This is a genomic window from Martinezella sp. CNPSo 3957, assembly GCF_057784395.1.
Genome location: NZ_JBXSOU010000013.1, coordinates 131,550 through 157,737, shown reverse-complemented (window position 1 = coordinate 157,737; position 26,188 = coordinate 131,550). Strand labels below are relative to the sequence as shown.

The 26,188-nt window shown below is 59.1% G+C and carries 25 protein-coding genes; 9 read left to right on the top strand and 16 right to left on the bottom strand.

Features of this window, described 5'->3' with window-relative positions; translation table 11 throughout:
* Positions 1–70: 70 nt before the first annotated feature.
* The 7 genes from pepT to AC13QE_RS25380 all read right to left on the bottom strand — a co-directional run bounded on the left by pepT (position 71) and on the right by AC13QE_RS25380 (position 8,563).
* Positions 71–1,354, bottom strand: a complete 1,284-nt coding sequence (gene pepT, locus AC13QE_RS25410; protein WP_488485770.1) for a peptidase T — start codon at positions 1,352–1,354, stop codon at positions 71–73.
* A gap of 142 nt (positions 1,355–1,496) precedes the next feature.
* The gene (locus tag AC13QE_RS25405) at positions 1,497–2,750 is read right to left on the bottom strand and encodes a CapA family protein (RefSeq protein WP_488485769.1); all 1,254 of its coding nucleotides are present in this window, start codon (positions 2,748–2,750) and stop codon (positions 1,497–1,499) included.
* An 81-nt stretch (positions 2,751–2,831) separates the two neighbouring features.
* Positions 2,832–4,499: a dipeptide ABC transporter ATP-binding protein gene (locus AC13QE_RS25400; RefSeq protein WP_488485768.1), complete on the bottom strand. Its 1,668-nt coding sequence runs from the start codon at positions 4,497–4,499 to the stop codon at positions 2,832–2,834.
* Positions 4,496–5,371 (bottom strand): ABC transporter permease, encoded by an 876-nt coding sequence (locus AC13QE_RS25395; RefSeq protein ID WP_488485767.1) that lies wholly within the window; start codon positions 5,369–5,371, stop codon positions 4,496–4,498. Before AC13QE_RS25395 ends, AC13QE_RS25400 begins: the two co-directional genes overlap by 4 nt.
* Positions 5,372–5,382: 11 nt before the next feature.
* Positions 5,383–6,360 (bottom strand): ABC transporter permease, encoded by a 978-nt coding sequence (locus AC13QE_RS25390; protein WP_488485766.1) that lies wholly within the window; start codon positions 6,358–6,360, stop codon positions 5,383–5,385.
* Positions 6,361–6,365: 5 nt separating this feature from the next.
* Positions 6,366–7,961, bottom strand: a complete 1,596-nt coding sequence (locus AC13QE_RS25385; protein ID WP_488485792.1) for an ABC transporter substrate-binding protein — start codon at positions 7,959–7,961, stop codon at positions 6,366–6,368.
* A gap of 260 nt (positions 7,962–8,221) precedes the next feature.
* Positions 8,222–8,563, bottom strand: a complete 342-nt coding sequence (locus tag AC13QE_RS25380; RefSeq protein ID WP_488485765.1) for a hypothetical protein — start codon at positions 8,561–8,563, stop codon at positions 8,222–8,224.
* A 334-nt stretch (positions 8,564–8,897) separates the two neighbouring features.
* Here AC13QE_RS25380 and AC13QE_RS25375 point away from each other — a divergent pair, with 334 nt between their 5' ends.
* The 4 genes from AC13QE_RS25375 (at position 8,898) to AC13QE_RS25360 (ending at position 10,895) form a co-directional block, all read left to right on the top strand.
* Positions 8,898–9,176 carry a helix-turn-helix domain-containing protein gene (locus tag AC13QE_RS25375; protein ID WP_488485764.1) on the top strand — a complete coding sequence of 93 codons (279 nt, stop codon included), beginning with the start codon at positions 8,898–8,900 and terminating at the stop codon, positions 9,174–9,176.
* A gap of 76 nt (positions 9,177–9,252) precedes the next feature.
* Positions 9,253–9,696 (top strand): Cif family virulence factor, encoded by a 444-nt coding sequence (locus AC13QE_RS25370; protein WP_488485763.1) that lies wholly within the window; start codon positions 9,253–9,255, stop codon positions 9,694–9,696.
* 426 nt (positions 9,697–10,122) lie between these two features.
* Entirely contained in the window at positions 10,123–10,425 is a 303-nt protein-coding gene (locus AC13QE_RS25365) for a type II toxin-antitoxin system Phd/YefM family antitoxin (protein ID WP_488485762.1), read from the top strand.
* Entirely contained in the window at positions 10,422–10,895 is a 474-nt protein-coding gene (locus AC13QE_RS25360) for a PIN domain-containing protein (protein WP_488485761.1), read from the top strand. Before AC13QE_RS25365 ends, AC13QE_RS25360 begins: the two co-directional genes overlap by 4 nt.
* Positions 10,896–11,169: 274 nt before the next feature.
* Here AC13QE_RS25360 and AC13QE_RS25355 read toward each other — a convergent pair whose 3' ends face one another.
* From AC13QE_RS25355 to traA, 8 genes are all read right to left on the bottom strand, one after another.
* On the bottom strand, positions 11,170–11,670 hold the full coding sequence (locus AC13QE_RS25355; RefSeq protein WP_488485760.1) for a GNAT family N-acetyltransferase: 501 nt from the start codon (positions 11,668–11,670) through the stop codon (positions 11,170–11,172).
* Positions 11,671–11,784: 114 nt separating this feature from the next.
* The gene (locus AC13QE_RS25350; RefSeq protein WP_488485759.1) at positions 11,785–13,191 is read right to left on the bottom strand and encodes a hypothetical protein; all 1,407 of its coding nucleotides are present in this window, start codon (positions 13,189–13,191) and stop codon (positions 11,785–11,787) included.
* A gap of 28 nt (positions 13,192–13,219) precedes the next feature.
* Entirely contained in the window at positions 13,220–14,269 is a 1,050-nt protein-coding gene (locus AC13QE_RS25345; RefSeq protein WP_488485758.1) for a class I SAM-dependent methyltransferase, read from the bottom strand.
* Between the two features lie 223 nt (positions 14,270–14,492).
* Complete coding sequence (locus AC13QE_RS25340; protein WP_488485757.1) at positions 14,493–15,230, bottom strand: LuxR family transcriptional regulator; 738 nt, start codon at positions 15,228–15,230, stop codon at positions 14,493–14,495.
* 129 nt (positions 15,231–15,359) lie between these two features.
* Positions 15,360–15,992 carry a TraH family protein gene (locus AC13QE_RS25335; RefSeq protein WP_488485756.1) on the bottom strand — a complete coding sequence of 211 codons (633 nt, stop codon included), beginning with the start codon at positions 15,990–15,992 and terminating at the stop codon, positions 15,360–15,362.
* Positions 15,993–16,004: 12 nt separating this feature from the next.
* Positions 16,005–17,204 (bottom strand): conjugal transfer protein TraB, encoded by a 1,200-nt coding sequence (locus AC13QE_RS25330; protein ID WP_488485755.1) that lies wholly within the window; start codon positions 17,202–17,204, stop codon positions 16,005–16,007.
* Positions 17,205–17,220: 16 nt separating this feature from the next.
* Positions 17,221–17,751: a conjugative transfer signal peptidase TraF gene (traF, locus tag AC13QE_RS25325; protein ID WP_488485754.1), complete on the bottom strand. Its 531-nt coding sequence runs from the start codon at positions 17,749–17,751 to the stop codon at positions 17,221–17,223.
* On the bottom strand, positions 17,748–21,050 hold the full coding sequence (gene traA / locus AC13QE_RS25320; RefSeq protein WP_488485753.1) for a Ti-type conjugative transfer relaxase TraA: 3,303 nt from the start codon (positions 21,048–21,050) through the stop codon (positions 17,748–17,750). Before traA ends, traF begins: the two co-directional genes overlap by 4 nt.
* A 232-nt stretch (positions 21,051–21,282) precedes the next feature.
* On the opposite strand from traA, the gene traC reads away from it, so the two are divergent.
* The 5 genes from traC (at position 21,283) to AC13QE_RS25295 (ending at position 24,912) form a co-directional block, all read left to right on the top strand.
* The gene (gene traC, locus AC13QE_RS25315) at positions 21,283–21,579 is read left to right on the top strand and encodes a conjugal transfer protein TraC (protein ID WP_488485752.1); all 297 of its coding nucleotides are present in this window, start codon (positions 21,283–21,285) and stop codon (positions 21,577–21,579) included.
* Positions 21,554–21,799 carry a type IV conjugative transfer system coupling protein TraD gene (gene traD / locus AC13QE_RS25310; protein ID WP_488485751.1) on the top strand — a complete coding sequence of 82 codons (246 nt, stop codon included), beginning with the start codon at positions 21,554–21,556 and terminating at the stop codon, positions 21,797–21,799. The genes traC and traD overlap by 26 nt, the downstream gene beginning before the upstream one ends.
* Entirely contained in the window at positions 21,786–23,768 is a 1,983-nt protein-coding gene (gene traG, locus AC13QE_RS25305; RefSeq protein ID WP_488485750.1) for a Ti-type conjugative transfer system protein TraG, read from the top strand. Before traD ends, traG begins: the two co-directional genes overlap by 14 nt.
* Before the next feature lie 222 nt (positions 23,769–23,990).
* Complete coding sequence (locus AC13QE_RS25300) at positions 23,991–24,332, top strand: hypothetical protein (RefSeq protein ID WP_488485749.1); 342 nt, start codon at positions 23,991–23,993, stop codon at positions 24,330–24,332.
* 181 nt (positions 24,333–24,513) lie between these two features.
* Positions 24,514–24,912 carry a WGR domain-containing protein gene (locus AC13QE_RS25295; RefSeq protein ID WP_488485791.1) on the top strand — a complete coding sequence of 133 codons (399 nt, stop codon included), beginning with the start codon at positions 24,514–24,516 and terminating at the stop codon, positions 24,910–24,912.
* 125 nt (positions 24,913–25,037) lie between these two features.
* Here the strand turns inward: AC13QE_RS25295 and AC13QE_RS25290 are convergent, their stop codons facing one another.
* Positions 25,038–26,093 (bottom strand): Fic family protein, encoded by a 1,056-nt coding sequence (locus AC13QE_RS25290; protein WP_488485748.1) that lies wholly within the window; start codon positions 26,091–26,093, stop codon positions 25,038–25,040.
* Positions 26,094–26,188 lie beyond the last annotated feature (95 nt).

The window sequence follows — 26,188 nt, the reverse complement described above, 5'->3', positions numbered from 1 at the left end:
TCCACCCTGCTCTTTTTGTGAATTAGTGAACCTTAAACTGCTCCAAGTTCATTCGTACCACTCTGACGAGTTAGCTCGCGCTGCTTCGCCCGATCCGGATCGACCCGTTAGCGTCCCGGGTTTTCGCGCCGCGTTCTGCTGTAAGAGTGCAGAGCATGAAGGCGGTCTCGTAGGATTTTTCGAACGCCGGAATCGGCAGGAATTCGAAGCGCGAATGGAAATTATAAGCACCGGTGAAAAAATTCGGCGTAGGCAGACCGCGCGCAGATAGGGCCGCCCCGTCGGTTCCGCCACGCATCGGCGTGAGTTTTTTCTCGATCCCGAGCCTGTCCAACGCGCTGAACAAGAGTTCGGCTGAGCGGTCATCGCCCTTAAGGCAGTCCCCGATATTACGGTAGGTGTCGGCTACACTGTAATGTACCGATGCGGACGGATATTGCGACCCGATCCGTTCCGCGACATCGCCGATGCGTTGTTTTCGTTGTTCGAACATGGCGTTATCGAAGTCGCGGATCATGACCTTGAGCCGCGCCTCGGTGTCGTTCGCAACAAGATCCTTGAACCAGAAATACCCCTCTCGTTTCTCCGTGCATTCAGGTGTTTCGTTGCGGTCGAAATGGGAAATGAAGTCGAGCGCCATCAGCAGCGGATTGATAAGCACGCCCTTCGCGGACATTGGATGCGCGCTGACGCCGGTAAAGACGATCTCGCCGGATGCTGCATTGAAATTCTCCACGACGACCTCGCCGAGCTCGCAGCAATCGATGGTGTAGGCAAAGTCGCATGGGAAGCGGCTCAGATCGAGTTCCTTGGCGCCGCGCAACCCGATCTCCTCGTCCGGAACGAAGGCGACGAAGACATCGCCATGGGCGTCGGCTGAATCAAACCGTGCGACAAGCGTCATGATGACCGCGATAGCAGCCTTGTTGTCCGCGCCAAGGACGCTCGTGCCGTCACTGACAATAATGTCCTCCCCCTGCCAAGCGAGAATTTCCGGATGGTCTGCGACCCGCAGCCAGATATGGTGCTCGGGGTTGAGGCACAAATCCCGCCCCGCAAAGCGTTTGATCTGAGGCCGGATGACCGGCGATAGGCCGACATCGACCGTATCAAGATGGGCAATGAATCCGATGCGCGGCACCCCTCGCCTGTTGCCGCGCTTTACGCCGGTCACGATGGCATGCTCGTCGACGACGACGTCATCGACGCCGAGGTCGCGCAGTTCCTGCGCTAAGAGCTTCGCGAGCTCAAGCTGACCCGGAGAAGAGGGCAGATGTGTCGAAGCCGCATCGCTCTGGCTTTCGATGGTGACGTAGCGGAAGAACCGGGCAACAAGTTCATCGCGAGGGCTCATCGCTTTTTGTTCAATCCAATGCATTCCATTGCCTCACTTGCGACGGATAATGATACTCTGCGGGATGTGCCGAGAACAGGCGACGATCGCCACCCATCCCCCTCGCCTCCCAAATCATACAGCCTCTACGCATGGAGCCAGATCACGATCCAGCCGACGCATGAACGCGAAGAATGCCGACTCCGTTCTCCAGTTCGATTTGCGCGCCCAGTTCTGCTGACTGTTCCTTGAAGCGCTGGAGGATTCTTATTGCACTGCTCCCGGTCGCAAGGTGGGGAACCATCCGGCTTTCGAGCAATCGATCCTTCAACCCGTCCTCACCGCCGATTACGATAGGATAGAATCTGATGTCGCTCAGATCATTGTCTCGCCCGTAAGAACATAGGCCGACAACACTTTCCCACACTTCCGGCGCCTGCCATGTCGATTTTTCCGACCTGACATGAAAGATGAAATTTCCCAGGCTGTAAAAAATCGGGCGACGGCGATAGATCTCCACGGGCTGGAGCACCGGCGCGCCGTGGCTGACGAACATTGAGGCGCCTGCGTCGATGCACCTTTTAGCAACGGCGCTGACCCACTCTGGCACCTGATACCAGTCGGACGCCCAGTGGTGATGATGCAGATAAGCTATGACGAGGCACCCCTCGTCGGCAGCAGAAGCGATAGCCGCCAGGTTCCGTGCAATGTCGTTTTCATCGACTTTGACGCTCCTTCCGTAGCTGTCGGATCGTTTGAAGATTGCGCGCGCGATCCCGATCTCTTCTTGCGGATCGACAAGCGGCGGATCGTCCGGCTGGCTGTCATTGGTGAGGTCGATCGCAGTGTAGCCGACACTCTCCCGAATGGAGCGGAGCTGGCCGAACGCCGTCTCATCGACTTCGATGACCTGCGACAGACGCAGCCGGTTCACGCCCGGCCGCGGAGGCCGACCTATGTCAGCATTCGCTGCATACATGAAATCGGGACCCGGCCCGCCGTCCATCGCGACGATGGCGATACGCCGTCCGGCAATTGTCCGGATGCCGGCCCGCGAAGCCTCAAATTGATCTCGGCCGAGACCGGCGTGGAGAAAGCTTCGCTTCTCAACCTCGTTCAGGGTCGATAGCACGCCGGGCGGGCCAAGATCGAAGGCATGGTTGTTCGACAGCGAAAGTGCCCCAAATCCGCTGGCTCGAAGCGCATCCAGAACCACGGGTTCGCTGCAACCAAAGAACGACCCCTTGAGCGGCCATCCACCATGACTTCCAAGGATGGTGCCCTCAAAGTTGGTAAATGAAAGATCCGCTCCCCGAAGTAGGGCTTGCACTTCGTGAAAGGCGGGCGCGCGAATGGCGCGGATGTCGTATTTTATGAGCGATTGGCCCGTGACGGCCAACGTGAACCTGTCATTCATTCGTCACCTTTTATGGCTGCGAAGCGCCATCAACGTTTGGAAAGCGGGAGTTCAAAACCTGGCCGCAACAGCTCGGCGGGCTCAACAGGTGAACCGGCTCGGCCGTGCATCGACGAGGGCGCGGGTGTAAAGATTTTGGGATTGCGAGAAGATGAAATCGGAAGGCCCGAAGTCCTCGACCCGGCCGTCCCTGAAGATATAGACGGAGCTGCAGAGCTGTTGCACGACCGCGAGATCGTGGGAGATGAAGATCATCGTCATTTCCCGCTCCTCGATGCTCTCCTTGAGAAGCCCGATGATGTCCGCCTGTACGGACACGTCCAACGCCGAGGTTGGCTCATCCGCAACGATGATCTCAGGCCTCGCCAATAGCGCCCGAGCGATGCAGACGCGTTGCTTCTGGCCACCCGACAGCTGATGCGGATAGCGGCTGAGAAGGTTTCGGGGAAGTCCTAGCCGATCTATCATCGCCGCCGCCTCCCCCGGCTCATTATCGGATTGCATTCCTGCACCAAACCGAATGCTTTCGCGCAAGGTCTCTCCTATGGTCATCCTGGGGTTGAGTGAGACCGCCGGATCCTGGAAGATCATCTGCACGCGACCGAGAAGACCGTTGCGGCGGCCGCTTTTCGAAATATCGAACTCAGTTGCCCCGATCGTAACTATGCCGGCTGGGGCCGTCTCCAATCCGGCGATGATCCGGCCAATCGTTGTCTTTCCACTTCCGCTTTCGCCAACAATGCCGACGATCGCACCGCGCGGCAGCTCGACGCTCACATCCTGCAATGCGAACTTCCCGTTGGTCCGACCAAAGCGGCGCAACAAGCCCGGCGAAAAGCTCTTCGAAACGCCGGCGGCGGTAAGTAGGATCGTGCGATCCGGCACCTCCCGAGTCGAGATGCTCCGATCGCCCTTTGCGTCTTCCTCAGCAGCAGTTGTAGAAGTCCGCAGCCGTGGAACCGCGGCAAGAAGGCTGCGCGTGTAGTCGTTCCTGGGCATATCGAGAACGGTCGCGGTGCGATCCTGCTCCACCGCCTGACCCTTTCTCATGACGAGAACCCGGTCGGTGATTTCCGAAACCACCCCCATATCGTGGGTGACGAGGATAATGGAAACGCCCGTCTCGTCGACAAGGGTGCGAAGTAGTTTCAGAATTTGCTTCTGGACCGTAGCATCCAGTGCCGAAGTCGGCTCGTCGGCGATGATGATGTCTGGAGATCCAGCAAGCGCGATGGCAATAACCACCCGTTGTCTTTGTCCTCCGGAAAATTGGTGAGGATAATTCCCGTATCGACGCTGCGGCTCAGGAATACCGACACGGGCCAGGAGCTCAACAGCACGCATGCGAGCCTCCCGCCTCGAGACAGAACTGTTGATCGCAAGGATTGTTTCCTCGACCTGAGCGCCAACACTCATCAGCGGATCGAGGGAAGCCGTATGATCCTGAAAAATTGCGGATATCCTCCGCCCACGGATGCCTCCCTGCCCTTCTTCCATGGTGTTGATCGGTCTGCCATCGAATTCGATCGTCCCGGTCGTCCGTTGAAATTCAGGGGCAAGCAAGCCGAGGACGGCATTGCCCAATGTCGACTTTCCGGCACCCGATTCGCCTATGATGCCCAGGATCTCGCCGCGCCCGAGCTCGAAACTCACATCCTGCAGAATCGTGACCGGCCCGGATGCGGAGAGATGGCGAAGGCCGAGGTTCTTCACCCGAAGCAGACGCGTTTCTTCAATTTCATCAGTCATTCCGGACGGCTCCTTGGGTCGAGATGGCGGCGAACGTCCTCACCGACGAGATTGATGCTTGCGATCAGGCCAAAGAGGGCAAGGCCGGGGAAAAGGCTGATCCAGTATTGGCCTGTCAGAAGGTACTGGAACCCGTTTGCGACCGTGGAGCCGAGCGACGGCCTGTCGATCGGAACACCGAGGCCAAGAAAGGACAGCGTCGCTTCAAGCGCGATTGCATGGCCGATTTCGATCGGTATCAAAGTGACGGCCGGCGCGATGCTGTTTGGAAGAAGGTGGCGGAAGATGATCCGAGATGTCGGCAGCCTCATGAGCCGCGCGGCATCCATGTAGGACTTGTTCGTTTCGCTCAACGCCACGCTCCGCGCCAACCTGGCATAACCAGCCCACTGGACGATGATCAGCGCCAGGATGATCCGGTCGATTCCTGGCCCCAGCGTGACGATCGCGATCAGAGCGACGAGGATCGTCGGCAGGCTGAGCTGAAGATCGACGAGCCGCATGATCGCGATATCGGCCCATTTGCCGAAATAGGCGGCGCTGACGCCGGCCGTCAGCCCGATCAGGGCGGCAATCGCCGCACTCGTGACCGAGACAACCAAGCTGATGCGCAAGCCATAGAGGATGCAGCTGACGACATCCCTCCCGAGCCCGTCCGTTCCGAGCAGATAGAGATAGCCGCCGCTGCTCAATGTGCCTGGAGGAGCGGACGCCTCCCACCCATAGATTTGTAGGGGGTCGTAGGGATTTTGCGGAGCAACCACCGGTGCGATGAGAGCAACCAGAACGAAGGTGGCGAGCAGAATGCCAGACACGGTCAGCGTTGGCCATGGAGGGTGCCCGCTCAAGACCCGGAGAATAAGAGCTTTCATGACGGTTCCCTTTATGAAGGCAGACGCACGCGCGGGTCGAGCACGGCATGGAAGAGATCGACAAAGGCATTCAGTGCAACGAAGACGACCGAGATGAAGGTCAGTGTCGCCATCACCACTGGACGATCGAGAAGCTGGATGGAGTCGATCAGGAGCTTGCCGACGCCGGGCCACGAGAAAATCGATTCCACGATGACGGCGAAGGCCAGCATGCCGCCGAATTGCAGGCCGATGATCGTCATGATCGGCATGCTGATGTTCGGCAGCGTGTGACGAAGCAGGATTCTCCGCGGAGAAAGCCCTTTCGCACGGCAGAACCGTGTGAAGTCCAGGCTCTCGACCTCGATCGTGCCCGACCGCGCCAGACGCGCGATCAGCGCGATGTTCGGTATGGCGAGCGCGAGCGCCGGAAGGGCCATATGCCACAGGCCGTCCCAGGTCAGGACGCTCCATTCCTGCCCCATGAAGTTCGCCGTCGCACCCCTGCCCCCGGATGGAAACCAACCCGTCAGGATGGCGCCGACGAGGATCAGCACCATGCTCAACCAGAATGAGGGAACGCTGAGTGCGAACACGCTCGATTTGAGGATGGCGCGGTCGCACAGGGTGCCTCTCCTCCGGCCGGCAAGGAGCCCCACTCCAATACCGGCCGGAGCCGCGATGAGCATCGCCACGCAGGCGAGCTCGAGCGTCGCGGGAAGCTTGCTCATGACCAGCTGGAGGGCCGGCAGATGATAGATGTACGACGTCCCGAAGTTTCCACGGATGACGTTATCGATGAAAAGAGCGTATTGGCGCCAGATCGGTTGATCCAATCCCAGCGCCGCCGTCGCGCGCTGAATATCCTCGGGCGTGGCGGTTTCGATGTTGACGATGTTGAAGACGGGATTGCCGATGCTGTGAATGCCAATGAAGCCGATCAACGACATGGCAATGAGGAGAAGGAAAGCTTGGCTCAGTCTTCCCAATGCTGCTGAAATCAGGGCCATGTCGCTCACTCCGTCACTGGAAGCGTCTGCATCGCGGTCGTCCAGCCGCGTGGATGCATCACGTAGGAGCCAACCCGCGGGCCGAAGCCGACGATATGATGGAAATGGTAGAGTGGAATGATTGGCTGGTCGGCCATCACGAACTCCGTCGCGTCGGCCAGCGCCTTGTTCCGCTCCGGTCCGTTCGGGAGGCTTTCCGCCTTTCCAAGCATTGTGTCGAAAGCCTCGTTCCGGTAGTGCCCGAAATTCAAGGCGCCGGTTCCACGTTCGGAATTCGGCGAGGCCAGGAGGGCGTGGAGAATAATATCGACCGCCTCGCCTGACGTGCCGCCGTACCAGACGGCAAAGTCGCCGTTCGCCCGCTTGGTGTTGAAGACCGAGAACGGAAAGGCTGCGGGCTGGACGCTGACGCCGATGCGAGCCCAGCTTTGGGCGACAGCCTGGAGGCTCTCGCTGTCGCCGGGATAACGGCCGGCGGGTCCGGCAAGAACCACGTTGAAGCCGTTTGGAAAGCCGGCCGTCGCGAGAAGCTCTTTCGCCTCCTTATAGTTCGGAACCTCCGGCTTCAGATCTGTCGAAGTGCCAGGCAGGCCAGCCGGGAATACCTGCGCCGCGGCGGTTCCATAACCGGACAGAATCTTGTCGACGAGGATTCCACGGTCTGTTGCCATCGCAAGCGCGCGCCGTATCGACGGGTTTTTGAAGGGATTGTGAATCTGCTTGCCGGATTTGTCCGTCACACCGGGAAGCGTTTCCCGCTCGACGTCGAATTGCAGGAAATTGATACGTGCGGCACTGATGTTCTCGATCCCAGCACCGCGCTGCTTCAGGGAAGCAACGTCGCGGGCCGGGATAGTGTCTGCAAGATCGGCATCTCCGGCGGCCAATGCCGCCACACGCGCCGCCGGGTTCTCGATGATCCGAAAGGTCACCGTCGACCAGGCGGGTTTGCGGCCCCAATAATCGTCATTCCTCGTGAGCTTCAGCATCTCGCCGGAACTCCAACTCTCGAACTTGTAAGGGCCTGTGCCGTCGGGAGGGCTGCCGGCATTGAGCTCCTCCGTGGTCTGGAACCCCTGCCCCGTCGGCCGATGCATCACGAAGATCGAGGATAAGGACAGCGGCAGGTTGGGAACATCGCCGTTCGTATCGATGACGACGGTGAGAGCATCGGGCGCGGAGACGGCCCTGATTCCATTCAGATACGAGCGAAAACCGCCATTCGGCGTGTTCAGGAAATTTCGAATACGCTCGATCGTGTAGACCACATCGTCCGCGGTGAAGGGCGAGCCATCGTGAAAGCGGACATTTTCCCTGAGCTTGAATTCCCATTGTGTGTCTGACGTCGCCCGCCAGGAGACGGCAAGCCCGGGCTTCAGATCGAGACGCTCATCCTGATAGACCAGCCGCTCGTAGATGTGCGACAGCAGTGAGGTATTTTCGTTGAGGTTCGCATAATGCGGATCGAGCGTCATCAGCTTGTACGAGGTCGCGATCCGCAGCTCCTGAGCCTGTGCCGGCCCGGCCAGTACGGCCCAGACCGCGAGCAGGATCAGCGACGCGGACAGGATGAGCCGACGCAATGGATTTCCGAGTGTCATCATGAAGTTCCCTTTTTCGTTTTCGGCGCGGCCGGTGCCGCCGCGGTGGAAGCGGTCCCACCACGCATGCCTGTTGAGATGATTTCCTCAAGGATCCGGCTTGCACCGTTTGGCTTGAGCGGTTCTCCCGATGAGCAGCCCGAAGCGCAATCCTCTGATCGCAAAAGGCAGAGCCGTTTCCGCATCAGCGTAGGTGAACGAAAACGGATTAATCCCTAGGGAAGGATCGAAACGGCGAACACGGCCTGCGACGGACGGTGCTAAACACCGTGAATCGCTCCCTGCATCGCCGCCGCGACCTGACGACGGAAGCTGCCGCGAGACGATATTTCGGCGTCGATCTCAAGCAGATCAGCGATGACGGAACGGAGCTGTGGCCAGGGATATTCATCGCTTGAAATGGATGGTTGCCATCTGGCCAGCATGGCATCGAGCTTGACGCTCACGCCAACGATCGATTCCGCTGGCGTATCCCACAGCCTTTCGGCCAGATCGTCCTCCATGGCAGCCGTGCGTTCCTCTTCCTGGACCGCCTCGCTATATCCGATCTCCTGGTCGGCCGCCTTCCAGACGCCGGGCGCGTCGGGTGGCGTCCCAACCATCGCGAGCAGTCTCTTTTCGAGCCCCTGGTGCCGCAGACATGATTCGATCAATTGGTGCGGAGCCGCACGCCATTGTTGCCAAATGACAAAGGCGAGATCGTCATTCTGGACGTCCAACGGCCCCGTGAGCCGGGCTGCAAGCCCAGGATGTGTGGGAAAAGACGCCTCCACGAAGGAATGGAGGTCTCCCTGCGTGACCCTAGACAAAGTTCTGCTATTGTCGGAATCAGCCATGATCCGAGCTCCCATAAGCTTGGGTTGTGGTCAGGCTGCATTCGGTGTTCGAGCACCGAGTGCAGCTGCTAGTAGCACCTACGTAACATACGAGATTCGATTGATCAATTCGAAATCACATGAGTTCAACAAAATCACAGGTACGCAACTGCGCGCGGCGCGGGCAATGATTCATTGGAGTGCAAAGGACCTTGCGCAAGCGGCGGGGATTGGTGTCGCGACAGTAAGCCGCGCAGAGGTCGAAGACGGAGTGCCCTCGGTGACGAGCGCTAATCTAAAGGCCATGCAACTGGCCTTGGAAGCCGCCGGAATAGAATTTATCCCCGAAAACGGTGGCGGAGTCGGTGTTCGTCTCAAGAAGTCGGGCGTAGACCGTTAAAAACACAATCGCTCGGAACACGAGGCTCCAGCCGTTCAATCGCCGGGGTGGTTCTATTACCTGTTTAGGAAAGACAATGGTCCTGCCAAGGAGCGTTGAAGAAGAGTTAGATGAACGTCACGCCGTGGCCCGCGCGGCATATCTCAATCGGGACATAGCCGCATATGGCGCGCTCTTCTCGCCCGATCTGGCTTATCAACAGGTCGACGGTTCGATAATCGGCCGCCGCCAGCTCCTGAAGGATGTCGCCCTGCAGTTTCGCCGGCGTCATAGGGCGACATGGCATTTTATTCGCGAGGATCTGAAAATGGAGGCCGACGAGGTCATTGAAACCCTCGTTCAGCTGGGCACCATCGAAGCAAGCGCATTTGGTCTCATTCGTCGAAGATGGATGCTCAACCGGCGCGCGGCCTATGTCTGGACCAAGAAGAGGGTTGGTGCCTGGGCGATCAGCCGGGTGCAAGTCTTCTCTGAGGAGATCAGGCACTCCGGCTGGCGGTTTGGATTTGGGCGAAGATAGACCGGATATCCGATCTTCAACGTCAAATTGGTTTGCTGACGATAGCCCACCGTGGAAATTTGATCGAGCACCGGCTAAAGCTCGCGCGGCTTTGAAGGATCGAGCTGCAAGAACGAAGTAAGGCGGCGCTCGAACTCGGAGGAATTTTTGGTTTGGCGCTGCCAAATTACCAAAGGCTTCCACCCACGAAACCAAAACTGCTCGCCGCCTTGCTGCATCGAGCTAGCATTGCAGCTGCAGTTTTGATTTTGGCCGGGTCCGTTGGATCCGGTGCGCGGCAAGACGAAAGCTGGCTATCTCCGGAGGCCGCATTGGATATGAGCCCTGTTTTTTCCTCGCTCACTTTCCCGCGTTTTCAAGTACGGCGATGTGGAAGTACCGCAACGGACGTGCTATATACCTGACCATCTGACTAGGTATGAATCGATGAGCAAGCATGTGCAACTAGCGAAAACAAAGACGTCTGGCAGCCGGACGTCTGGCGGACGATGGAAACTTGAAGACGCGAAGGCGCGGTTCAGCGAGGTGGTGCGGCATGCGCGCGAAGACGGACCGCAGCGCGTGACTGTGCGCGGTCATGATGCGGTCGTCGTGATGAGCGTGGAAGAGTTTGAGCGACTGGTTCCGGAAAAGCCGCGCGCACCTTTCGTCGAATTTATGGAGGGTTTGCATCTCGACGGGCTTGATCTGACACGAGAGGACGATCACGGTCGTGACGTCGAGCTTTGAGGGGCTGGCTGCTCGACACGAATGTGGTGGCCGCCCTGATCAATCCGCGGGGTGCCCCGTCGGTAAAGGCCTGGGCGGCTCGACAGAGCGAAGAGACGTTTCACATCAGCGTTCTGACGCTCGCTGAATATGACAAGGGAATTTATAACCTTCCTGACGACCACGCCGATCGGCCGCGTTACATCGCGTCATGCGATGCGCTGGCTGACCGCTTCGGCTCGCGTGTTCTGTCCCTGGACGACGATATCGTTCGTCGTTGGGGCCGGACTTCCGGCGAAGTAAAGCGCGCGAGCGGCCATCCGCCCCCGGTGATCGATACGATGCTCGGTGCAACTGCGATCGAGCACGATCTCTATCTGGTTACACGCAACGTGAAGGACGCAAAGCCGTCGGGTGCCGTGGTGTTCGATCCATGGAACGACGATGCCGGCATGTTTCCGTTGAGCCCCGGCGCGAGCAGACGAAGATAGCGACATGATAAGAGACCGATTCCTTGAGGGACGGCCCAACCAAAGATCGAGCGGCCCGCAAGTCGCGGTTCAGCATGAACTCACAGGCTCTATAATTGTGTGATGTCCTGCGGATAATACAAAAGAATCTGGTAGCCTGGGAAAGAAAATGAGCATTCCGAGGACTTACAAATTAACGCTTTGCCGCTGTTCTATTTAACATTTCGCCGTCACTATAATTAACGTTTGGCCAGAGTGTCAGCAAGAGCCCGGAGCGGGGAGGCGCCATATCTCCTCATCCATCCAGTCGCCGCACCATAATGATATCGTCAATTTCCTTGACACCATCGAGCACTCCGCCAGGTATCCGGCCGACCTCGACAAATCCATGGTGCTGGTAGAAGCGCAGTGCGGCGGAATTCTCGGCGTTGACAGCGAGTTCCATTTGGAGAACCCCAAGGCCCTTTGCATGATCCGAAACCACACTCAGAAGGCTTGAAGCAATTCCCGTCCCGCGTTCGCTCTTTCGCACATAGACGCTGACAAGCGTGGCGCGATGCGCCATCTTGCTCGGGCGAAAACGTACGAGCCGCATGATGCCGACGGGCTCGTCGTCGCTGAACGCGACAAACACCGGATCATCAAGCCGTTGGCGCCACCTCTCATTCGAGAGGGATTGCCAATCTTCAAATCGGCTCGCGAAGGAAGCCGGCTCGCAGCGAAGGGCCTCCAGCCGAATGCTCCGGAAAACATCGATTTCGTCGGGGGCAATGCGCCTGATTGCTACTCGCTTCATGGCTATGATCGACTCCAGAAAAACGACACCGGCTCCGGTCCGGGAGAGTTATGGGCTCCAACGAACCATTCGCAGCGCCTAGCGGATCCTCCGTACGGGCGTTCCGGTCCAGGATTATGCCCATTGCCACTCGGGGGAAGCCGAGCGAATTCCTTCAGTTCGGATATGCGCCGACAACTCCGCCCAAATCGGATCGCTGGTGAAACTGGCAAGATCGCCGGCGGTATCCTCCAGAGACCGGGCGCCATATCTGTTTGCTATCTCCAGCGCAGATCCGTTTTCCTCAATCTCCATGAACGGTGAGCCGTTCGCTGGGCGCAGGACCCGGTGCCCCCACATTCCGGGCCGCTCGTCGGTACGAAGCGCGTCAAGAAGTTCCCGATCGCTTGACGGATCGAGGGCAGCAGCAACAAGGTACCGCATGAGGGGATAATAGACGGTCTGTCGGCATCCACCGAGGACACGAACGCCCGGCAAGATCGACGTCACCAGGAAGGTCATAAGCAGATTCGGCACCAATTTGCGCTGGCGCAGCGATACCGCGATACTTTCCGGATCAAACCGCACGTCGCGAACTGAAGGCGAACCGCCGCAAAGGACACCCTCCCGCAAACGCAGGGGAAATAACCTGCCATCCTCCAAGCCCCAGAAAAAATCGGTCGTTCGGCGTACCCATCCTGCCCACGGGCCGCTGTTCAGCCGGTCCAGCGCCAGCAAGATATTTTGCGCGAACAGGCCGCTAGCAGCAAAGCGGGACGACAGCCAGGATGCTGAGTCTTCGAAATGTTCCGCCACAAGATCGGCAACATCGATATCGTCAAATTGTAGCAGCCGGAGAGACGGCGCAAACCATCTTCGCCACAAAGACTGATTGGCCGCTTTGATCGCATCAGCGGCAGACGGAAAGTCCGTGTCCGGCAAAATGGCCTTGAGCCAGACAGCAGCGGAATTGGCCAACCCACGGCCACCTGAATCCGCCAGCCTAAAGCGATAAGGCCCCTTGAAGCCACAAATGCTGTATGGATCCATCCGGCTTCGAGACAGGCCGAAAACGTTCAGCACCTCGCCACCGAGGGAAAGCCACCCTGGACCTTTTTTCGACTTTTCGATGAACTTGACGGTCGAAGAACCATAGCAGATGTGCCATTGCAAACTGTGTGCGGTCAGGCCGAGTGCGCTAAACAGATGTGTATAGAAAGCATCGGGCTCGATCAGCAAATGACAGTGAGGCCCGGTTTGCATGACCGGTGAGTCCGCAATTTGCCGGCTTGCATGTTCTGCATCGTCCTGATCGGCACCTGACCTCAAGGCGATGCGCGTGAGAAAGGCCTGAAACCGAACCATCGCGTCGTCCCGGATGGAACATCGACCGCGGCCGCCCGCCTCATAGACGGCAGATGCGTATTCCGTGAGCGGACGTGCCCAGGACGGGGCGAGATCCGGCATAAGACAAGACAAGGTCCGCCTTACCTCCTCCGCCGCAACTTGATCGCAGGCGCCACCCGACGGCTCGTTACTCATCTTCGGCACCTCCCCGTGAAGGTACTGCTCACGCTTCACTGCCGATCGACATCGGTGGCCGCCATGCCCAGTCTGCTTGCATGGGGTTTATCTCCTGGTTCACGAGGACGTGCGGCAGTTGTTCGTAGCAAAATTCTGACGGGATGGCCGGCCTCACCATCAAGGTGACCAAATCACGCAAGGAATTCAACGAATTGGATGAAACGATCGTGAAGAAATTTCCGCTATTCCAGGTCACGACGGAATACCGGAAGTACGATTGGAGAGCCGATCGCGATGTCTCCAGATCAACCTGGAAGTCGAACATCGTATCCAGAACATCACGTCTCTTCTCCACAATCTGTCTTCCGGAAAAGAACCGCGATTTGAACATCTCGTCTTTCTGGCGCTCTCGTTCGAAATAGGCGTCGGCGTTTCGATCGCTCAGCTTTTGCACCTGAACCAAGACGCCATTGGAACGGAGCCGAGGGGCTATGAACCCGGTTTGTCTATCCCGATCCCGGCCATACATCTGGAACGTCGTATCTTCGAGCAGGACGTCATATCCGTCACGGAAAGGCTGGAGCGTTTCCTCCTTCTCATACCGTTCGTCGTTTAGATCGAAGAAGGGTCCATGATAGAAGTGCGCATCGTCACTGCCTCTTCGGGCGAAAAAGCAGACCCGGTTGCTGTCGGTCGGGCTGCAATTAAGGGTTTTCAAGCGCCCGTCGCCGAGTTTCGCCAGCGCTCTTGCAAGTGTGCCGGCGCCGGCTCCCAGAGTATAGACCGTCGCAGGACGGCCGAGGCGGGCCCATGTTTTCTCCGCAAAAGTGAGGATCGCGGCACCCAAACGGCACTCCTCCTCCAGCCGATAAGGAATGCTTGCAAAATAGTGGCTGTCGAAATGCCCCCACAAGCGCCGGTGCGTGTCCCAGAATGTCATACAATCGAGATCGAACGACAGAAGATCCATCTCAGGCTCCGGCCTGCCCAGATCGGGCGCGCCTCCCACTCCGCTTGCTGTTTGTTCAAAGAATGTCGCGAACGAATTGAGACGCGGAGCTTTCCGCCAGGCATCTATTGTCTTGCTGTCCACCATGATGCGATCCTCGTTTCAACCCGAATGATAGGTGCCGACCTGATCCATGTTCGAAACAGGCGCCACCGGTCCGCTGATCGCCCTCTGTCGAGCATCCATTTGAGCTACCGGCGATTGTGTAGAGTTGATTGCCCATAAACGTGGAGGCAATCTACCGGTATTGGGAGATTGACCCTCTCAAAGGACACGATCGAAGGCGTCGCGGACGCAGTTTTGCGGAGGCTCAGGGCTGGATTATTTCAAGGACGCTTGCCCTTGCGATGGCCTGATAGAGCGTCCTGGCATCAAGTTTGCGTTTAGCCAACTTGAGATAGAGACGCACGGCATTCTCCGAAATCTGCAGTCTGGCGGCGATGCGCTTCGAAACGAGGCCGCGCGCCAGAAATTGCAGGCATTCCTGTTCCCGCCGCGACAGTTTTCGGTAGCCGCCACTTTTGCGAAGGCCCGACACGGACAACGCCTTCTCGTGCAGATAATGGGAAAGAACCTGAAGGTCGTGCTTGCTTGACATGCGTAATTTTCGCCACTCTCGCCTCGGCAAGTTCGACGTTACCGAGAAGAGGCTACGTTCGCCACTCGATCCTCTAATCGGGATCGTCAGACCGTGCCGGCCGATGTCAAACGATTCGGCCTCCTTAAAAAAGCTGCGAGTCTCGGGAGATCTCCGATCAAGGTTCGACCAATCGACGGGCAAGAAACCTGTTTGGCTGAGGTCGATGACGGGGTCGATCTCGAAATAGTTCTTTCGAAGATAAAGGGAAATCCATGCGTCTGGATACGTCGCGCAATAGAAGGGATAGGCGCCTGGCCGGTCCGCGAGATGGACCACCAAAAAGACCAGGTGAGCAAATTGGTAGCGGTCACGAATATGAGCAATGGCATCATTTAAGTCCGCTCCGCTCCCCACACGTCGCAACATCGCCAACGACCATGACAATGGCTGCAGTTGTCGATTTTCCATTTCTTTCCTTTCGAGAGATGCCCCGCTTTGCGGCTTTGCGCGTGATCGACTATCCGTCACACGGCATTGTGCGCGCCCAATCACGTTCGGATGATCACGGTTTCCTTTGGGGGTCGCCGGAAATTCCGCTTATCTGGATCCCCCAATTTCGGAGAGATCGATGCGTATCCCCGCCCTATTTGGATCGCTTGGACCGTTGGATTTCGTAGCCTCCAAGCTCTCTTTCTGGTTTGGCTTCGCACCACCAGCTGTAGCCGCCTCGATGCCCGGTTCATCTTGCTTCGGCTGCGCGACTTTTTTCTCGCCAGGATCCTCCGCACGAAACACCGCCACCCCCTCGAAATATCCCGTCTGCCAGGCGACGACCGCATCATCCATGACTTGTGGCAGGACTTCCTTCGCCGTCGGATTGCCATACCATTTCATGACGATGCGAAAGACCTTGGCAAAGAGCGCCGTCCCCATGCGGATATTCTCACAAGGCTCGACCATATCCGGCTTCAACTGACCGGCCTCGACAAGGCCAACACCTGCCGGATACTGGGTGATACCCACTCGAACCGTGTTGCGGCCGAGATTGTCGCGGATCAAAGCCAGTGCCTCCTCCGGCGTTGTTGGCTTCGGCACCAGCACCACTCGGTTGCCAGAGCGTACGGTGACGGCGAGAGGGTCGTGCGATCCGGCCTTCGCGATGAACTGCTCAACAATCCCGGGCTTAAGGGAAGGATCGGCGCATTGCTGGATAAGGACGGCATCGAGCATCCCGGGTACTCCTTATGGGTTGAATGCCATAACGATGGGTAGGTCGAAAAGCCGAGCCCAAGCGGTCGCGCTGGCTTTCTGCGTGGCGACGATCGAAGTGTTTTTGGTCCACCAGCCGTTGCCAACGGCAACGATCACATCGGGCGCGTACAGCATCGATTGCAGAACCGGCCAGAGAATGAGCTGCTCGTAGCAGATCAGCGGCGCGGTCCTAATTCCGTCGACATCGACCACTGGATTACCGAAGAAGTCGGCCCGGGCGCCACCGTCTTGGCTGGTCCATCGCAACCAGGGCTGCCACATCGAGCCGGGAACCGGCATGCGCTCACGATAGAGGATGCTCGCTGCATCGGCCGAGATCACCACCATCACATTGTCGTAGCCCCGTGGGTCGATGACGGCGGCACCTGCGATGACGGTGAGGTTCGAACCACGGAGACCTTCCTGCCAAATCCGCGCCACGGTCAGCGTCCAGAAGCCGAGCGCGCTTTCCGGCAGCACCACAACATGCACGTCTGGCCGCTCGGCGATTGCCCGACGCATCGTTGCAATCAGGTCACGGTGATACAGAAGCGATCCATCGCGACCGAGGTTTTGGCCTTGCTGAAGGTCGACGCCCTTCCACGCGTTAGGTAGTTTCGGTTCCGTCCACGTTGCGGCGGACCAGAGCCAGAATCCTCCAAGGATGATGGCTGCGGCCGGCCAATGCCTCGTCGTCATGATGAGCAGGCCGGTCGCCATCGCGGACAGTCCCAACCATCCCCAGCCGGGAAACAGCACGCCGGCCGCTGTCAAGGGATGCGCCCAGCCGGTAATGCCGAACGGCGGCAGCCCCGTCAACGCCATCGCGAGTAGATAAAGTTTCGCTTTGGCCCAGCCCGCGCGCCTCGTCCCGGACGCAACTCCGACACGGTGCGTTATCCAGAGTGCGGCATGGACCCCAACGAACGACACAGAAGCCGTCACCCAGAGCAGAAGCCCAGGCCAAAGATCGGCGGCGTAAAAGTTGGCGACACCCTGCGGCAACCCGCGAGAGGCCGCCAGGAAATAGCCCGCCGCAACAAGTGCGGCGATCGTACGTGACGGCGCCATTGCCCAGAGCAAAGGAAAGATCATGGCGAGCGGGAGAAGAAGCACCTCCCCGCTCCAGCCGACCCACCCGCAGGCGATGGACGCGATGATCAGGAGGGTGGATTTCCAGCGATCAGTCATATGATCGCGACCGCGATCACGGATCGAAGGTGAGGACCTGCCGCGCCAGACCGAGAACACCGGAATCTGGAACCGGACCAAAATATCTGCTGTCATAAGAACTCGCAAACGGTGAGTGAAGAAACAGATGGTGCGGCGGCACGACACCGCCGGGATCGGGGTTGATTGCCCTGCCCTCGCCGTCGGTGCGCCACACAGACGATGCTGGAACCGGGCGACCGTCGATGAGCACGTGATCGGTGATTTGAACCCGCTGTCCAGGAAGTGCTGCAACCGTCTTGATCAGCGGTGCGAAACCGCCGGCGCACAGCCCGCGCCGGAGATATCCGCGCCGCCAGGCCTCTATGAACGTGGCTGTCGCGGGCGGGCACAGAAACACCCGATCGCCGATCGCGACCGGATGCTGAAGCTGTTCGATACGCCAGAGGCCGAGCGGCTCGCTGGGGGTCAGGTTCAGCCGATAGCCGCCGACAAACGCAGTCGCCGCCAGTGCGGGCGTGACTGCGGCGACGCCCGTCAGAAACAGAAGGATGCGCCTCCGCCTCATTGCTTCATCATCGGCGTCTGGCGCTGGGTAAGACGCTGTTCCTCGGCTTGTCTTAGCGATTGGACGGTGCGCTCGTGCGCGGCGAGCTGTTGCGCTGTGCGCATCACCGGCCAGGCTTGTTTCAGCTGTTCCTTCTGCTCCGGCTTCATAGCCTTGGAGAGCTCTTCGACAAGTTTTCCGGAGGGCTCGCGCGCCGCGTTGCTCAACAGCGTCCGTTCCCCGAAACGCTCGGTCACCGCCTTGTTGAAACCATCGATTTCAAGCTTGGTTTCGCGATCGCCGAGTGCATAACCCATCGCCGCTGGCAAATCGTTTCGATCGATGGCGTCACGCACCCGTTCCAGCACAACACGCGCTGCCGGCGACAGCGCCGGAATGTCGATCGAGATCCGCTGGCGCAGGGTCCGCTCGTCCGCCTGGTGCCGCATTGTGGCGGTCTCGCGCATCCGAAGATATTGCTCAAGATCCCGCTTCAAGGCCGGAAGATTGACCTCTGCGACGCGGCGCGCCTCGCGCTCTGACTTGGTGGCAAGAATACCGGTCTTGCCCTTCAACGCGCCGACCGATGCCGGCTCCGGCCCGAGTTTGTGCAGGATCTGTTTCGCAATATCCTTATCCGCCAGAACCGCATCGAAGTTCATCGCACGGAAGGCGGTTTCGGGATCGGCGAAGACATAAGCGAAGCGCGCCGAGACCTCCTCCCATTGACGTTTCAGGGCAGGATCAGCGCCAAGCTTGTCACCGACCGTATCGGCAACAGAGCCGGAAAATGTCTTGATGCCTGCGACCATGGGCGCGGCCTCCTTCATCGGTTGGATATTCAAGGATTGGGTGATGCCGAGCCGAGCGGCGAAGGCAGCAAGGCGCTGGCCGAGATCGACGAATTTCGCCTTCTGGCGCAACGTCCAGTCGAGCCGGTCGCGCACCAGCGTGCGAGCGACCTGGACAATGTGGAGGCCACGAGCCTCGGCGAAGCGCAGCGCCTCGCGATAGAGCTGGCCGCGCTCGTAATCGAGCGTCGTCTCCTTGGCGTTCTTTCGGGAGAGAACCTTGGCCAGGCCCCCATTGAAGGAGAAGGACCTCGTCCCGTAGTAGAGCTGCAGATCCTCACGATGGCGGGTCATCGCCACATAGGTCAGATGGCGATCCAGAGACAGGGAAGCGAGCACCTTGACGCTGTCGACGGTGGCGCCCTGGGACTTGTGAATCGTGGTGGCGTAGCCGTGATCGAGATTGTTATAGAACCGCTGTTCGACCACGACACGCCGCCGATGATCCCCCTCGCCGACCATGACCCCGATGCGGTTCGGTTGAGCCTCAACGACTTGGCCGATCATGCCATTCTTGACGCCGAGCGATCCCTCGTTCTTGAGGAAGACGATCTGGTCGCCGGCGTCGAAACGGCGTTCACCATCGGCCGTCTTGAAAACTTGGCCGTCGCCGACGATCCCGCGTTCGACCAACTTTTCGCGAGCCATGACATTGAGCATGCGCACGTCGCGGCGAAGATGGGCGAGGATCAGCGTAGTCTTGGTCTGATCGTAATCCCGGTTCCAATCGGCGACGAGATTTTCAACGGCTTCGGACTTCAGGCGCGAGCCAAGCACCCTGCCCTGGCCCTGATATGCGACGAGCGCCCTCTCGACATTGCCGCGCGCGAGATCGAGCGACGCCTTGCGCATCCAGTCCTCGCGCTGGCGATAGATGGTTTCGAGCTCGGCATAGCCAATGCGATCGACGATGGCGCGGAAAGCGGCCCCGGCCTCGATCGGCTGAAGCTGCTCGGGATCGCCGACCAGCACGATCTTCGCGCCTGCTCTTGCCACCGCATCGACAAACCCGGCCATCTGTTTCGAGGCCACCATGCCGGCCTCGTCCATGACGAAGATCGTCTTGTCGTCCAGAACGTCTCGGCCCCGGTTCCAGCGCAGCTCCCAAGACGCGAGCGTGCGGCTTTCGATGCCCGCTTCCTTCTCCAGGCCCTCCGCCGCCTTGCCGGCAAGCGCTCCGCCGACGACGCGGTATCCGGCCAGTTCCCACGCCTCGCGGGCAGCTTTCATCATCGTGGTCTTGCCGGCGCCGGCGCGTCCAACCACGGCCGCGATCCGCGCGGGTCCGGCGATCCGCTCGATTGCGGTTTTCTGTTCTTCCGAGAGCCGCTCATGCCGCCGGAGCGTTGCGGCCAGAGCACCTTCAGACACAGCATGACCGTCCCGGTTCGACAGCCACAACGCCTGCCGTACCATCGTTGCCTCCAGCCGGATCATCGCTCGGGTCGAATAGCGCGCCGGCATTTTCTCGCCGGTGGCAAAATCGATCGTGTCGCGCTGCAGCCGCAACACGTCCGGGTTCAGGATGATTTTGATCATCAGCTGCTGGAAGACGGCGGGGTCGGCGACATAACGATGCAGGACCTTGGCGACATCGCGCTCATCGAACACGCTTTTCTCCCGCGTGATCAGGTCGAGCACGATGGCGGGATTGCGCATAATCCGGCGGGCGTTCTCCGAGCGTCGTTGCTCGTTCAGCTCGATCCGTTCCAGTTCCGCGCGGACACCCTGTTGTTCCGCCTTGCGCTCGATCGCCTTGGCTCCGACGCCAAGGTGGATGGTGGGCTCAAGATCGATACCCTGCTTCTCGTAGGAGCGGCCGTCTACCCTCAGATCAATGCCGCCGAGCACCAGATGATGGTTCAGCCGTTCGAACCAGCCGTCGCGCAACACGTTGAAATCATCGGTTGAACCGGCCCAGAGTTCGTAGAGGATCTTCCCGGACTTCGTGCGCACCGGCTGGCCGTCCTCGCCCATAACGGCAACCTTCTTCGACCCGAAGCCCTCGTCGGTAAGCGGCCGCAACGTGGTCATCAGGTGGATATGTGGATTGCCGGGATTGTCGTGATAGACCCAATCGGCGATCATGCCCTTCGCCAGAACGTGCTTTTCCACGAAATCCCGAACCAAGGCGATGTTTTGCTCGGCGGACAGCTCCAGCGGAAGCGCGATGGTCAGATCGCGCGCCAGCTGCGCGTCGGCACGTCTCTCAAAGGCTTCGACCTTGTTCCAAAAGGCTTCAGAGGCACCGGAGATCGAGCAGTCGACGATCAGCGAGCGGACCCATTTCGGGGCATCCGCAGGAAGTAAGAATTCTTCATGCAGCAAGCCTTGTTTGCGGGTGTAGTCGATGGAGCGGGCCTCACGCTCGTATTCCATCTTCGCGCAGTGCCGGTAGGCCGCAGACAGCACCACGCTGCCGCCCGAGCCACGGCTGACAATGCTGGCTGAGAAATGGGCGATGGCCACGGCGAAGAGCGCTCCCGGTTAGAACCAAGTTCGTCGGGAGTGGCGGCCGAAAAGCAACGCGTCGCATCGCGACGTATAATTGCGCCCTTGGAGCCATTCCTTCGGAACGACGGGATCATTCACAAAAGCATCGCCCTTGGCGATCTGCAGATCTGCAGATTTCAATTTGAGAGCATCCGGGAGAATCTGGGCCTCGCAAGTGCAACGCCCAGACTTCAAAGGAGCAGCCGGAATGAAGAAGCCGTCATCGCGGATCAGGGAAGAAATCGCCAGATTGCAGGATCAGCTGAAACTGGCCGAGACCCGTGAAGCCGAACGCATCGGCCGCATCGCGCTGAAGGCCGGTCTCGGGGAGATCGAGATCGACGAGGCAGACCTTCAGGCTGCCTTCGAGGAGATCGCCAAACGGTTTCGCGGAGGCAAAGGTGCTGCGACCGGGAAGAAGGACAGCGGAGATGGCCGAAACGCAAGCGGGACGTCCGCAACGCAGCCGCCTGGCGCGGATGCGGGCGGGCTTGGTGAGGCTTGAACGGGTGGCCAAGGCGATGACATCAGATGCACGCAAAAAAGCCACGCGCGAAAAGATCGAGCTCGGCGGCCTGATCGTCAAAGCGGGGCTGCGCTACCAGAAACGTTCTTTGCTGCTCGGCCTGCTGATCGACGCCAGCAGGCGGATCAGGGGCGACGAGATGGAGAAGGCCCGGCTGGCAGCGATCGGCGCGGAGGCCTTCGGCAATGACGGCGAATAAGCTGCTTCTGACAATCCTGCCCGCGGCAATCATGATCGGTGTAATGGTCCTGACGTCGGGGCTTGAACATCAGCTGGCGGCGCTCGGAACATCGGCACAGGCGAAACTGATGCTGGGCCGCGCAGGGCTCGCCCTGCCCTATATAGCTGCCACCGCGATCGGCGCAGTCGCGCTGTTCGCCGCCAATGGTTCGACAAATATTAAGGCTGCCGGTTTGAGTGTGCTCGCGGGAAGTGGTGTGGTCATTTTCATCGCCATTGCACGTGCGGCGATCCGCCTGGCTGGCGTTGCCGGCAACGTGTCAGCCGGACAATCGGTCCTCGCCTATGCCGACCCGGCAACGATGATTGGCGCGGGCGTCGCCTTCATCGGAAGCGTCCTTGCCTTGCGGGTTGTGATCAAGGGGAATGCCGCCTTCGCAATGGCAGCACCAAAGCGGATCGGTGGCAAGCGCGCGGTCCACGGCGAGGCCGACTGGATGAAGTTGCAGGAGGCTGCAAAGCTGTTTCCAGCGGACGGGGGCATCGTCATCGGCGAGCGATATCGTGTCGATCGTGATACTGTTGCCACCACGCAGTTTCGCGCCGATGAACCGCAAAGCTGGGGCGCCGGCGGCAAGGCGCCGCTCCTCTGCTTCGACGGCTCCTTCGGCTCGTCGCATGGCATCCTCTTCGCTGGTTCCGGTGGCTTCAAGACGACCTCGGTGACGATCCCGACCGCGCTCAAATGGGGTGGAGGTCTCGTCGTGCTTGATCCATCGAGCGAGGTCGCGCCGATGGTCAACGAACACCGGCGTCGGGCTGGCCGGAAGGTGATCGTGCTCGATCCGGCAGCCTCGGGTGTCGGCTTCAATGCGCTGGACTGGATTGGTCGTCATGGCAATACCAAGGAAGAGGATATCGTTGCCGTCGCCACATGGATCATGACCGACAATGCGCGCGCTGCGTCCGCCCGCGACGATTTCTTCAGGGCATCGGCGATGCAACTCCTGACAGCGCTGATCGCCGACGTCTGCCTGTCTGGGCATACGGATGAAAAAGACCAGACCTTGCGCCGGGTCCGCGCCAATCTGTCCGAACCCGAACCAAAACTTCGGGCGCGCCTGACGAAGATCTACGAACAGTCGGATTCGGATTTCGTGAAGGAGAACGTCGCCGTCTTCGTCAACATGACGCCGGAGACGTTTTCCGGTGTCTATGCCAATGCGGTGAAGGAAACCCATTGGCTCTCCTACCCGAACTATGCCGGCCTGGTCTCCGGCGACAGTTTCTCAACCGACGATCTCGCCAATGGCGAGACCGACATCTTCATAGCGCTCGATCTGAAAGTGCTGGAAGCCCATCCGGGCTTCGCGCGCGTCATTATCGGTTCGCTGCTGAACGCGATCTATAACCGCAACGGCGACGTAAAGGGTCGAACCCTTTTCCTACTCGACGAGGTGGCACGTCTCGGCTATCTGCGCATCCTTGAGACCGCCCGAGACGCAGGCCGCAAATACGGCATCACGCTGACGATGATCTTCCAGTCGCTCGGACAGATGCGCGAGGCCTATGGCGGGCGTGATGCAATGAGCAAATGGTTCGAATCCGCATCGTGGATTTCATTCTCGGCGATCAACGATCCTGATACCGCCGACTACATCTCGAAGCGCTGTGGCGACACCACGGTCGAGGTCGACCAGACCAATCGCTCGTCCGGAATGAAGGGGTCGTCACGATCGCGATCGAAGCAACTCAGCCGCCGGCCGCTGATCCTTCCGCATGAGGTTCTGCGCATGCGCGCCGACGAGCAGATCGTCTTCACTTCGGGAAATGCACCGCTCCGATGCGGGCGCGCCGTCTGGTTCCGCCGCGAGGACATGAAGGCCTGCGTCGGAGAGAACCGGTTTCATAAAATCGGAAAGCCGTCTGAAGCCTCCGCGATCGAACCGGCGCGTAGAGCGGCGAGCAAGGCTGATCCAGAAAGATGAAGAGTATAGGAGAAATCAGCGCAAGCGCTGCCCCGCGGGGCAGGATTTCGGGAATTCTCGTCGTGCAAGGAGCGGGAATAGGGCAGCCGCAGGAGCCTCGATACCGTGGCTCGAGAGGCGGGACCGACTGCGCCCCGCGCCTCGCACACCGTTTGGCCGCCCGTTCAACCAACTCGTCTCGACTACGGAAAAAGACGACTCCTTTTCCGCGGCAAAAGAGAGATGAAGCCCGCGGTGTCGACATCGTGCGGATGGTGGTTCGCCATTCCCGGAGACAATGCTACGGCTTTCCACATTGAAATATCGACAGGACCGAATGCTCATGGAATTGCTTTCCCGTTCGCTGGATTGGCCGCAATCGTCCTGGCACTCGACATTCTGTTCTCGCAGAGGGGAAAGCGCCTCTCCCTCAAGATCAAATGCTTGATGTTCAGCGCTCTCGTATTTTGCCTGACAGCATTATGGTGCGTTGTGTACGGGCCAGACCTGTGGATCATCATACAGTCGGGCAGCATTATTGTCATCGCGACGCTCGCCGGCCTCTTGTCTTCGCGCAGCGGTTGATCTGCGATGAGTGAGCCTAGCCGAAGATCGTGTGGGGTCGCGTGCCGTGGGGCCGCACGCAAAATGCGTCCATCCATAGCCCACCAGACATGGCCCCATCATCACCGAAATGAATCGATCCATGCCGACCGATTCATAAGTGTCGTTGGACGCGGCTGCCGAGATCAACGATTCTCACATCATGATCTCACAACCCTACCAGCTCTATGTCGAACGCACGGACAAAGCCCGCAACATGGCTCGCTTCTATGCCATGACGATCGAGCCCAATCTGTTCGGCGAGATCTGCCTGGTACGCCGCTGGGGCAGGATCGGAACGCAGGGCCAAATGAAGATCCAGCATTTTGTCAGAGAGCGAGATGCGGTCGCGGCCTTCCTCGATCTTCTCCGAAAGAAGCGAAGTCGCGGATACCGAGCCGCCGCTTCGGCGGCTCGGTATCCGGCTTTTCTTCCGGAAAAAGGAGAAGAAACCCAAACTCGCGATAATCCCAATAGCCCCTGGCAATCCAGGCGCCATCGCCTTGGCGGTCGGTGCTACGACGACAATGGCCCCGCCAAACATGGCGTCGCTACAATTTGAAAAATGCACTCCTGGCCATCGCATCGCCTGCGTCATCGATGGCTACACACTATGGATCGATGGCACGAAATTCCTGCTGGCAGTATAGCCGATCTCGGCGGATCGGCGTACCAACCACTCCAGCTTTAAGTCAGGCCGTACCAAGTCCCGCGACCCGCTCCATGAAGGGTCAGATGTCCCTGTTCCGTCAACGCCCGAAGATGATCCTTGACGGTGTTGCGGCTTGTGCCCGTGGCTTTGGCCGCGTCCATGACAGTCACGCGCCCCCGCTCTCGTGCCAGTTCGAGGATCGCGACGGATAGTTCCGGCAGGTCGCTCAATAGAATACGTTCACGTTCGATCTTACGCTCAAGCCGCTGCTTCTGGCGCTGCAGGCTCCGAAGAAAAAACTCAACCCACGGATTCCAGTCCTGTTCTTCTGTTCGGATTGTTCCCTGCGTGCGGCGAAGCGCGAGGTAATAGGCTTCCTTGTTCTGCTCGATCACGCTTTCGAGAGAGCTGTACGGGACATAGAGGTAACCAGCTCGAAGCAACAACAGGGTGGTCAAGGCTCGCGATAGGCGTCCATTGCCGTCCTGGAAAGGATGGATCTCCAGGAAGACTACGATGAAGACAGCGACGATGAGGAGGGGGTGGAACTTGCCATCCTTCTCTTGGGCCTGTTGCCAGGCTATCAGTTCCGACATCCGACCGGGCGTATCGAATGGAGATGCCGTCGCGAAAACGATCCCAAGGCTTCGCCCATCTTCGTCGAAAGCCTCGACGTTATTGGAAAGTGTCTTCCAGTTTCCTCGGTGCCTCTCGTCCTTGGTCGAGTGGGCAAGCAGGTCCCGATGAAGTTGTCGGATATGATTTTCGTTGAGCCGGATCGCGTCGAAGGCTGAGAAGATCGTTTCCATCACCTCGGCGTAGCCTGCGACCTCCTGTTCGTCTCGACTGGCGAACGAGCCGATGCGGAGGTTCGAGAGAAGTCTTTCGACTTCACGGTCGCTTAATTTTGCGCCTTCAATGCGGGTCGACGATCCAATACTTTCGATCGTTGCGACCCGACGCAAGCTGGACAGCCGGTCTGGCGCGATGCGGCCGAGTGCGCGCCACGCTCCTTTGAATTCGTCGATTTCGGCGATGAGTGACAGGATCTCAGGCGTGATACGCAATTTGGAAAGATCGAGCTCTGTCATCCATTATTCCATCCATTTACATCCAAATGAGATATCGCACACCACGATCCATTTTTCCATCCATTTTCATCCAATAAACGAAAATCGCGGAAAAT